At 69.4% G+C, this 8918-nt stretch carries 8 protein-coding genes; 2 read left to right on the top strand and 6 right to left on the bottom strand.

Translation table 11 applies throughout. From position 1 onward, the window contains the following. Window positions 1–63 precede the first annotated feature (63 nt). The 4 genes from pyk to ACFVM3_RS07730 form a co-directional block, all read right to left on the bottom strand. Window positions 64–1488, bottom strand: coding sequence for a pyruvate kinase (pyk, locus tag ACFVM3_RS07745; protein WP_034322494.1), 1425 nt, complete (start codon window positions 1486–1488; stop codon window positions 64–66). Between the two features lie 111 nt (window positions 1489–1599). Further along, window positions 1600–2265 carry a DUF2461 domain-containing protein gene (locus tag ACFVM3_RS07740; protein ID WP_378436604.1) on the bottom strand — a complete coding sequence of 222 codons (666 nt, stop codon included), beginning with the start codon at window positions 2263–2265 and terminating at the stop codon, window positions 1600–1602. Between the two features lie 42 nt (window positions 2266–2307). Further along, entirely contained in the window at window positions 2308–3528 is a 1221-nt protein-coding gene (locus ACFVM3_RS07735) for a glycoside hydrolase family 18 protein (RefSeq protein WP_378436602.1), read from the bottom strand. Window positions 3529–3737: 209 nt separating this feature from the next. Then, entirely contained in the window at window positions 3738–4079 is a 342-nt protein-coding gene (locus tag ACFVM3_RS07730; RefSeq protein WP_378436601.1) for a winged helix-turn-helix transcriptional regulator, read from the bottom strand. Between the two features lie 104 nt (window positions 4080–4183). On the opposite strand from ACFVM3_RS07730, the gene ACFVM3_RS07725 reads away from it, so the two are divergent. Next, window positions 4184–4654 carry a group II truncated hemoglobin gene (locus tag ACFVM3_RS07725; RefSeq protein WP_378436599.1) on the top strand — a complete coding sequence of 157 codons (471 nt, stop codon included), beginning with the start codon at window positions 4184–4186 and terminating at the stop codon, window positions 4652–4654. Window positions 4655–4692: 38 nt separating this feature from the next. Continuing rightward, complete coding sequence (locus ACFVM3_RS07720) at window positions 4693–6135, top strand: aromatic amino acid ammonia-lyase (RefSeq protein ID WP_378436597.1); 1443 nt, start codon at window positions 4693–4695, stop codon at window positions 6133–6135. Window positions 6136–6210: 75 nt separating this feature from the next. On the opposite strand, the gene ACFVM3_RS07715 is transcribed toward ACFVM3_RS07720, so the two are convergent. Next, the gene (locus tag ACFVM3_RS07715) at window positions 6211–7728 is read right to left on the bottom strand and encodes an amidohydrolase family protein (RefSeq protein WP_378436596.1); all 1518 of its coding nucleotides are present in this window, start codon (window positions 7726–7728) and stop codon (window positions 6211–6213) included. A 131-nt stretch (window positions 7729–7859) separates the two neighbouring features. After that, window positions 7860–8885 carry a 6-phosphofructokinase gene (locus ACFVM3_RS07710; protein WP_378436594.1) on the bottom strand — a complete coding sequence of 342 codons (1026 nt, stop codon included), beginning with the start codon at window positions 8883–8885 and terminating at the stop codon, window positions 7860–7862. Window positions 8886–8918 lie beyond the last annotated feature (33 nt).

Raw genomic sequence — 8918 nt, 5'->3', positions numbered from 1 at the left:
CCTCCTTGAGAGACCCAGGGTCCCTCAAGGAGGCCTTCACGGACTCGCGTCAAAAGCCAAACGTCAGGCGTGGTCGTCCTCGCCGAGGCGGTGCACCCGGATGAGGTTGGTCGAGCCGACGGTCCCGGGCGGGGAACCGGCCACGATGACCACCAGGTCGCCCTTGGCGTACTTGCCCATTTCGAGCATCGCGTGGTCGACCTGCTGGATCATCTGGTCGGTGGAGCCCACCTTCGGCACGATCCGCGTCGTGGTGCCCCAGGTCATCGCGAGCTGGCTGCGGACGCTCTCCTCCGGCGTGAACGCCAGCAGCGGCAGCCGCGTGTGCAGCCGCGCGAGCCGCCGGACGGTGTCACCGGACTGGGTGAAGGCGACCAGCGCCTTGGCGTTCAGCCGCTCGCCGATGTCCCGCGCCGCGTAGGAGATGACACCGCGCTTGGTACGCGGGACGTGCGACAGCGGCGGCACGACCGGCGAGTCGGTCTCGACGGCTTCGATGATCCGGCCCATGGTCTGGACGACCTCGATGGCGTAGCGGCCGACGCTGGTCTCACCCGAGAGCATGAGCGCGTCCGCGCCGTCGAGCACCGCGTTGGCGACGTCCGAGGCCTCGGCGCGGGTCGGACGGGAGCTGTTGATCATCGACTCGAGCATCTGCGTCGCGACGATGACCGGCTTCGCGTTCTCGCGGGCGATCTGGATGGTGCGCTTCTGCACCAGCGGGACCTGCTCCAGCGGGAGTTCCACGCCGAGGTCACCGCGGGCGATCATCACCGCGTCGAAGGCCAGCACGATGGCTTCGAGGTTGTAGACCGCTTCGGGCTTCTCGATCTTCGCGACGACCGGGAGGCGTCCCTTGCCGACGCGGTCCATCACCTGGTGGACCAGGTCGATGTCGGCGGGCGAGCGGACGAACGAGAGCGCGATGAAGTCGACGCCGAGTTCGAGCGCGAACTCGAGGTCTTCGATGTCCTTTTCGGACAGCGCGGGCACGGAGACGTCCATACCCGGCAGGGAGACGCCCTTGTTGTTGCTGACGGGGCCGCCTTCGGTGACCTCGCACACGACGTCCGGGCCCTCGACCTGCTTGACCACGAGGCCGACCTTGCCGTCGTCCACGAGGAGACGGTCGCCGGGCTTCGCGTCGTCGGCGAGTCCCTTGTAGGTGGTCGAGACGCGGTCGTGCGTGCCCGCGACGTCCTCGACGGTGATGCGCACGATGTCGCCGTTGTGCCACTCGACCGGGCCGCCCGCGAAGGTGCCGAGACGGATCTTCGGCCCCTGGAGGTCGGCGAGGATGCCCACCGCGCGGCCCGATTCGGCGGCGGCGGTGCGGATGAGGTCGTAGACCTGCTTGTGGTCGCTGTGCGTCCCGTGGCTGAAGTTCATCCTCGCGACGTCCATCCCGGCGTCGACGAGTTGCCGCATCTTCTCCGGAGTAGCGGTCGCGGGGCCCAGGGTACAAACGATCTTCGCGCGTCGGCTCACGTTCGCACAGCGTAGTCCCTCATCGCGGATACGTCTGTACCGATACCGAAAGTTCAAGAAAAGTGTCAGTTGACCAGGCGATGAGGGCAACCGCCGACCAGGGTTCGGTGGTTATCGTCGCGGCTTCTCGCTCGGCCCGACCCGGTCCCGCGCCCACTCGTTGAACGCGCGGACCTGCCGCCACGCCTTCCGCACCCGGTCGAGCGTGGCCCGTTCGTGCAGGGCGTCGTCCGGCTCCCAGCCGCGGACGGCGTATACGGAGCGGTACTTCAGCAGGTCGATGCGGGGATGGTCCTCGGTGAAACCGCGCGGCTTCGACTTGAGCCTGTCCCCCTTGATCTCCCAGCCCGCCTTCGTCAGCTTCGCGAGGATCTCGGCCAGCTCGGCGCCGCGCAGTTCGGTGTCGACGGCCTTGCGAAAACGGGCCAGCTGATCGGACTCGAAGTGGAAGCAGCCGCCGCCGACCCGCAGCCCGGCCGGGCCGACCTCGACGTAGTACGCGCCGCCGCCGCGGCCCTGCTCGATCACGGCGCCGCAGTGGGTCTTGTACGGCGTCTTGTCCTTGGCGAACCGGACGTCACGGTACGGGCGGAAGACCTTCCCCTCACCGAAACCGTCACCGAACTCCGGGACCAGCTCGGCGAGCAGTGCCTCCATCGGCGCGCGGACGTCGGCCTTGTAGGTGGCGAGGTTCGCGTCCCAGTAGGACTTGGAGTTGTCCGCCTCGAGACCGTCGTAGAAGTCGATGGCGTACTCGCCGAAACCCTCGAAACCCATGCGGTGACGGTAATCCCCAGCACCGACAGAAGCGCGAGAGGCCTACTTGGCCAGAGCGGTGATCAGCTCGCCGTCGGCGGTGTCACCGGACAGCTCCCAGAAGAAGGCGCCGCCGAGACCCTGGTTCTTGGCGTAGGTGACCTTGCCGCCGATGGTCGCGGGAGTGTCGTAGCTCCACCAGTCGCTGCCGCATTTGGCATAGGCGGTGCCCGCGACGGTGCCGGTGGCCGGGCAGGTGTCCTTCAAGACCTTGTAGTCCTGGATACCCGGCTCGGTGCCCGCCGCCGGACCGGTCGCGGTGCCACCCGGGGCCTCCTGGGTGACGCCGGTCCAGCCGCGGCCGTAGAAACCGATGCCCAGCAACAGTTTGCCCGCCGGGACGCCCTTGCCCTTCAGCTTCTGGATCGCGGCATCGGAGTGGAAGCCCGCGGTCGGGATGCCGTCGTAGCCGGTCAGCGGCGAGTGCGGGGCGGTCGGGCCCTGCGCGGCCCAGGCGCCGAAGTAGTCGTAGGTCATGACGTTGTACCAGTCGAAGTACTGCGACGCGCCGCCGTAGTCCGCCGCGTTGATCTTGCCGCCATCGGTGCCGTCCGCGGTGATCGCGGCGGTGACCAGCTTCGAGCCGAACTTCTCCCGCAGGGCCTGCGCGAGGTTCTTGATCGCGGCCGGTCCGCTGGTGTCACACGAGAGACCGCAGGCGTTCGGGTACTCCCAGTCGATGTCGATGCCGTCGAAGACACCGGCCCAGCGCGGGTCGTTGACGAGGTTGTAGCAGGACTCCGCGAACTTGGCGGGATTCTTCGCCGCCTCGCCGAAGCCGCCGGACCAGGTCCAGCCGCCGAAGGACCACAGCACCTTGAGGTCCGGGTACTTGGCCTTGAGCTTCTTCAGCTGGTTGAAGTTCCCGCGCAGCGCGCCGGGGTCCCAGCTGTCGGCGACACCGTCCACACTGCCCGCGGCGTCGTAGAACTTGCTGGTCGCCGCCTCCGCGTCACCGATCGCGCAGCCACCGTTCGTCACGTTGCCGAACGAGTAGTTGATATGCGTCAGCTTGCTCGCCGAACCCGACGTGTCGATGTTCTTCACATGGTAGTTCCGCTGGTAGACGCCCCATTCGGCGAAGTACCCGAGCACCTTGCCGACCGAAGCCTCCGATGCTTCCGGTCCGGCCGCCGCCTGCTGCGCCGGTGCGGCGACGGCCAGCGCGCCGAGCGCGACGGCCGCGGCACCCGCGAGCGCGGTGAACCTGGTCAAACGGGACATGCGTGCTCCCTTCACGGTCACCAGCGGTGACGAGAGGACTGCGGCGGGACACGCACAAGTTAAGTGGACTAGACCACAGCGTCAATGGTTCAGACCAAGACTTTCGGATGGACATTTTCGAACATTCCCCAAATGGAATATGCCGAACGCCTCGCAGAGCTGGTCCAGCCCTCCCACCGAGCCGCCTGGCCACAGCGGGAAGCCGGCAGTCAGTGAATGGCTAACGGCTCGAAAGCGATGCCGCGGTCCGCCGCGCGCCGGGTTCCCCAGTCGTAGAGCGCCTCGAGTGCGGGGCGTAACCGCTCCCCCTCCTCGGTGAGCCGGTACTCGACGTGCGGCACCCGACCCTCCCGGCTCTCCCGGAGCACGAGGCCGTCGGCCTCCAGTTCGCGCAGGTGCTGGGTCAGCATCTTCTCGCTGACGCCCGGCATCCTGCGACGCAGTTCGCCGTACCGGTGCACGCCCTCCTTCAGATGCGAAAGGATCACCGGCTTCCACTTGCCGCCGATGACGTCGACCGCGAGCTCGACCGCGCAGCGGTACCGCTTCATCGTCACTCCCGTTGGCACGCACCGAAAAGTAAGCGGTTGTCCCGAGCGATCCGGGGTGGTTGCCTTGCCGGACCGGAAGATCAGCGCCGCTGGGAGGACCCTACGTGACCGAGACGCCGACGTTGTACGCATGGGCGGGCGGGCTGGCCGCCCTGCGCCGCCTGACCACCGTCTTCTACGGCCACGTGTTGAAGGACCCGTTGCTGGAACCGGTGTTCCGCGGCATGGACCCCGGCCACCCCGAGCACGTCGCGCTCTGGCTCGCCGAGGTGTTCGGCGGTCCGGAGACCTACAGCCACGACCACGGCGGCCACCGGCACATGGTCGGGCGTCATCTCGGCCGCGCCATCACCGAAGAGCAGCGCCGCCGCTGGGTGAATCTGCTCTTCGACGCCGCAGACGAGGCCGGGCTGCCCGCCGATCCGGAGTTCCGCTCCGCGTTCGCCGCGTATGTCGAATGGGGCAGCAGGCTCGCGGTGATGTTCTCCCAACCGGGCCGGGAGGTCACCGTCCCCGAGCCCATGCCGAAATGGGACTGGGGAAACCGGCCGCCCTGGCAGCCGCCGTCGGACTGAGGGCGTTCATAGTGGGGCGGTCGTGAAAGGAGGCCGCCGTGATCCGGGTGGACGGCCGGACCCTGCGCTGCGCGGACGTCGTGACCGCCGCGAGCACCGAGGGTCCGCTGGGCATTGACGTCTCGATCGCCGCGCTGCGCGGCGCGGAAAGCGCGTGGAAACTCGCCGAGGAGCTGAGCACGCGCCGCATCGTCTACGGCCGCACCACCGGCGTCGGCGCCAACAAGGAGGACCCGGTCGGCGAGGGCGAATCGCCGGATCACGGGCTGCGGCTGCTGCGCAGTCACGCGGGCGGCAGCGGCGATGTCATGTCCCCCGGCCAGACCAGGGCGATGATGCTGATCCGGCTCAACCAGCTGCTGGCCGGACGCTCGGGGCTGAGTCCCGAGCTGATCGGGGCGCTGGCCGCCGCCGTGCGGACCGGGGCGCTGCCGCTGGTGCACCGGCTGGGCGCGATCGGCACCGGCGACCTCGCACCGCTCGCGGAGACCGCGCTCGCCCTCACCGGCGAGCGGCCGTGGCTGGCGGGCGGTGTGCCTCCCGTGCCCGTGCGGGCCGGTGACGCGCTCGCGTTCATGAGCAGCAACGCCGCGACGCTGGCCGAAGCGACCCTCGCGGCGATGCGGCTCGACACGCTGACGCGGGCGAGTCACGTCGTCGCGGCGCTGACCTACATCGCGCTCGACGGGAACCCGGAGGCGTACGCGACTCCCGTGCACGAGGCGCGGCCGCACGCCGGGCAGGTCGCGTGCGCGGCGGAGATGCGGCGGCTGCTCGGGATGGAGGGCACGCCGAAACCCGGCAGGCGCATCCAGGATCCGTTCGGGCTCCGCGCTTTCCCGCAGGTGCAGGGGCCGGCGCTGGACGCGATCCACTACCTGCGCGACGTGCTCGCGGTGGAGATCAACGCCAGCACCGAGAACCCGATGATCTCGACGGTGCACCAGGACGCCTACCACCACGCGCATTTCCACACCGCGTACGTCTCGACCGCGCTCGACCAGGTGCGCGCGACCGTCCATCAGGTCGCCGAGCTGTCGGTGGCCCGGCTGGGCGACCTGGTGGAGCCGGAGTTCACCGGGCTGCGGCCGTTCCTCGCGGCCGGGCCGTCGGGCAGTTCGGGGGTGATGATCCTGGAGTACGTCGCGCACGACGCGCTCACCGAACTGCGGCAGGCCGCGCTCCCGGCGACGCTCGGCACCGCCGTCGTGTCACGCGGGATCGAGGACCACGCGAGCTTCTCCACCCAGGCCGCGCGGGCGGCGACCGCAGCCGGGTCGGCGTACCAGCAGGTGCTGGCGTGCGAGCTGGTCGCGGCCGTCCGGGCGTTGCGGATGCGGAAGGCCGACCTCGTCTCCCTGCCCGCGCGGGACGCCTACGAGGCGGCCGTGGCGGTGCTCGACCCCAGCGTCGAGGACCGGCCGCTCACCGAGGACATCGCCCGCGCCGTGTCGCTTTTGGACACCCTCGCGCTCGTCTGACTCCAGGCATTTCGTCCTCTGAATGCGGTAGTGGGCAAAGCGAACTACCGCGTTCAGAGGACGAAATGCGGGAGGTCAGCAGCAACAAGCCCGCAGGGCGAGGGAGTGGTGGCGGGCGCTCGTGGCCGGTGCAGGCCGGTTCGCGGCGGCCTCGACGGCGTCGAGCATCCGAAGGCGTTCCGCCTTGCCGAGGACCCGGCCTCGGGTGATCACCGTGTCGATCTTCGCGACGTTGCGGATGTCGGCGGCCGGGTTCGCGTCCAGGAGCACGAGATCCGCCTCCTTCCCCACCGTCACCGTGCCCGACGTCTCTTCCCTGCCGAGGAACTTCGCGGCGTCACCCGTGACGGTCCTCAGTGCCTGGACCGGGGAAAGCCCGGCCTCGACCAGGAAGGCGAGTTCCTCGTGCAGCCCGCTGCCGGGGAAGGTGTACGGGTTGAAGCAGTCGGTGCCGCCGATGAGGCCGACGCCCGCTTCGTGCGCGACGCCGACCAGCCGCAGCGTCTCCTGGTAATAGCGCTCCTGGAGGGCGATGTCCTCCGGCGTCTTGGGCGTGACGCGTTCGATGCCCTTGGCCCAGCTCTCGCGGACATCGGCGGGCACGTATTTCAGCCGCGGGTCATGCTGGTGGGTTTCCGCGGGCTGCGTGACCACCCGGTTGATCGTCAGCGTCGGCGAATGCCAGGTGCCGTTGCGCCGCAGCCTGCCGAAGTACGCCTGCGCCCGGCCGCGGTCGTACGTGGTGACCGATTCGAACTCCAGCCGCCGCGCAAGGTCGAAGAAGGCACGCGGCTCCGCGGGGTCGTAGGGCGTCGCCGTCAGCCTGTCGAGGATCTCGTCGCGCCGGGACGAGCAGTGGACGGACACTCCGAAGAAATGCTCGAGGCTGTGCTGGCCGAGGTCGCTCACCTCGATGTGGGAGAGCTTGTACGGCCAGTGCCCCGAGAACCGGAGGCCTTGCGCGCGAGATTCCTCCGCGACGGCGCGCAGGGCGTCGCGTCCGAGGTAGGAGTAGGTCTTGACGAATTCGGCGCCCGCGGCCTTCTCCGCACGGACGACGGCGCGTGCTTCGTCCGCCGTCGACACAGGGAGCACCGGCGGCGCCAGAAGCGTGACCGGCCCGTCGACGATCCCGCTCGCCAGCACCATCCGCGGGCCGAGCAGCTCGCCGCGTTCGATCTTGGCCTTCGTCTCGCGGTTCTCCGCGTACCCCCACATCTCGCGGACCCCCGTGACACCGTGGATCAGGTGCAGGGGCGGGACGACTTCCTCGAGGTCCGCGCTGTGGGTGTGCATATCCCAGAGCCCAGGGACGAGGTACTTGCCGCGGCCGTCGATCACTCGCGCGCCATCGGTGTCCGGAATCTCGGCGGAGCCGCCCACCCAGACGATCCGGTCACCGGCGAGCACGACCGAAACGCCGGGCCGCGGAGCCGAACCCGTGCCGTCGATCAGCGTGACCTCGGCGATGACGACGATCTCGCCCAGGTCGGCGCCTGCCGTACCGGGCAGCAGCGCGGCGAACGCCACTCCGGTCCCGCCGACGGCCAGCCACTTCAGGAATTCGCGCCTACTGGATCCCGCACCCGCCATGAGAGCCGCCGTCCCTTTCGCCCGGATCCCCAAAGGGCGATTCAACTTGTCGCGGAGGCGGCGCCGCAAGAAAAGGAGGGCCCCTTACCCGAACTCAGCACAAAGTAAGGGGCCTTCTCCCGAAACAGGGCTCAGCCGAAGAAGACCTCGGCCTCTTCGTACCGCTCGACCGGGACGGTCTTCAGCTCGGCGGTCGCCTCGGCGAGCTTGACGCGGACGATGTCCGTGCCGCGCAGCGCCACCATCACACCGAAGTCACCGTCGGCGACGGCGTCGACCGCGTTGAGCCCGAACCGGGTGGCGAGCACGCGGTCGTACGCCGTCGGGGTGCCACCGCGCTGGACGTGCCCGAGCACGACCGCGCGGGACTCCTTGCCGGTGCGGGCGGCGATCTCGTCGGCCAGCCAGGTGCCGATACCGCCGAGCCGGACATGACCGAAGGCGTCCTTCTCCCCGGTCAGCAGCTTCTCCTCGCCGCCCTCGGGCAGCGCGCCCTCGGCGACCACGATGATCGGCGCGTACTCCTTCTCGAACCGGCGCTCGACCCACGAGACGACCTGGTCGACGCTGAAGTGCCGCTCCGGCACCAGGATCACGCTCGCGCCGCCGGCGAGACCGGAGTGCAGCGCGATCCAGCCCGCGTGCCGTCCCATGACCTCGACGACCAGGGCCCGGTGGTGCGACTCGGCCGTCGTGTGCAGCCGATCGATGGCCTCGGTGGCGATCGAGACGGCCGTGTCGAAGCCGAAGGTGTAGTCGGTGGCGCCGAGGTCGTTGTCGATCGTCTTGGGCACCCCGACGACGCCGACACCGTCGTCCGTGAGCCGCTTCGCGACGCCGAGGGTGTCCTCGCCGCCGATCGCGATCAGCGCGTCGACCTGCTGCTCGGCGAGCACGGACTTGATCTTGTCGACGCCCCCGTCAACCTTGTACGGGTTGGTCCGCGACGACCGCAGGATCGTGCCGCCGCGGGTCAGGATGTCCTCGACGTCGTTCAGGCCGAGCGGGCGGCTGTCCCCGGTGAGGGGACCGTTCCAGCCGTTGCGGAACCCGACGATGTCCCAGCCGTGTACCTCGATGCCCTTGCGCACCACAGCGCGGATCACCGCGTTGAGCCCCGGGCAGTCGCCACCGCCGGTCAGCACACCGACACGCATGAGAAGCCTCCGTCTTGTGTTCCGTAGAGATGA

The sequence above is a fragment of the Amycolatopsis sp. NPDC057786 genome (assembly GCF_042797905.1).
Classification (GTDB): domain Bacteria; phylum Actinomycetota; class Actinomycetes; order Mycobacteriales; family Pseudonocardiaceae; genus Amycolatopsis.
The sequence above is the reverse complement of the archived record's forward strand: the minus strand, read 5'-3'. Positions and strand labels throughout refer to the sequence as shown.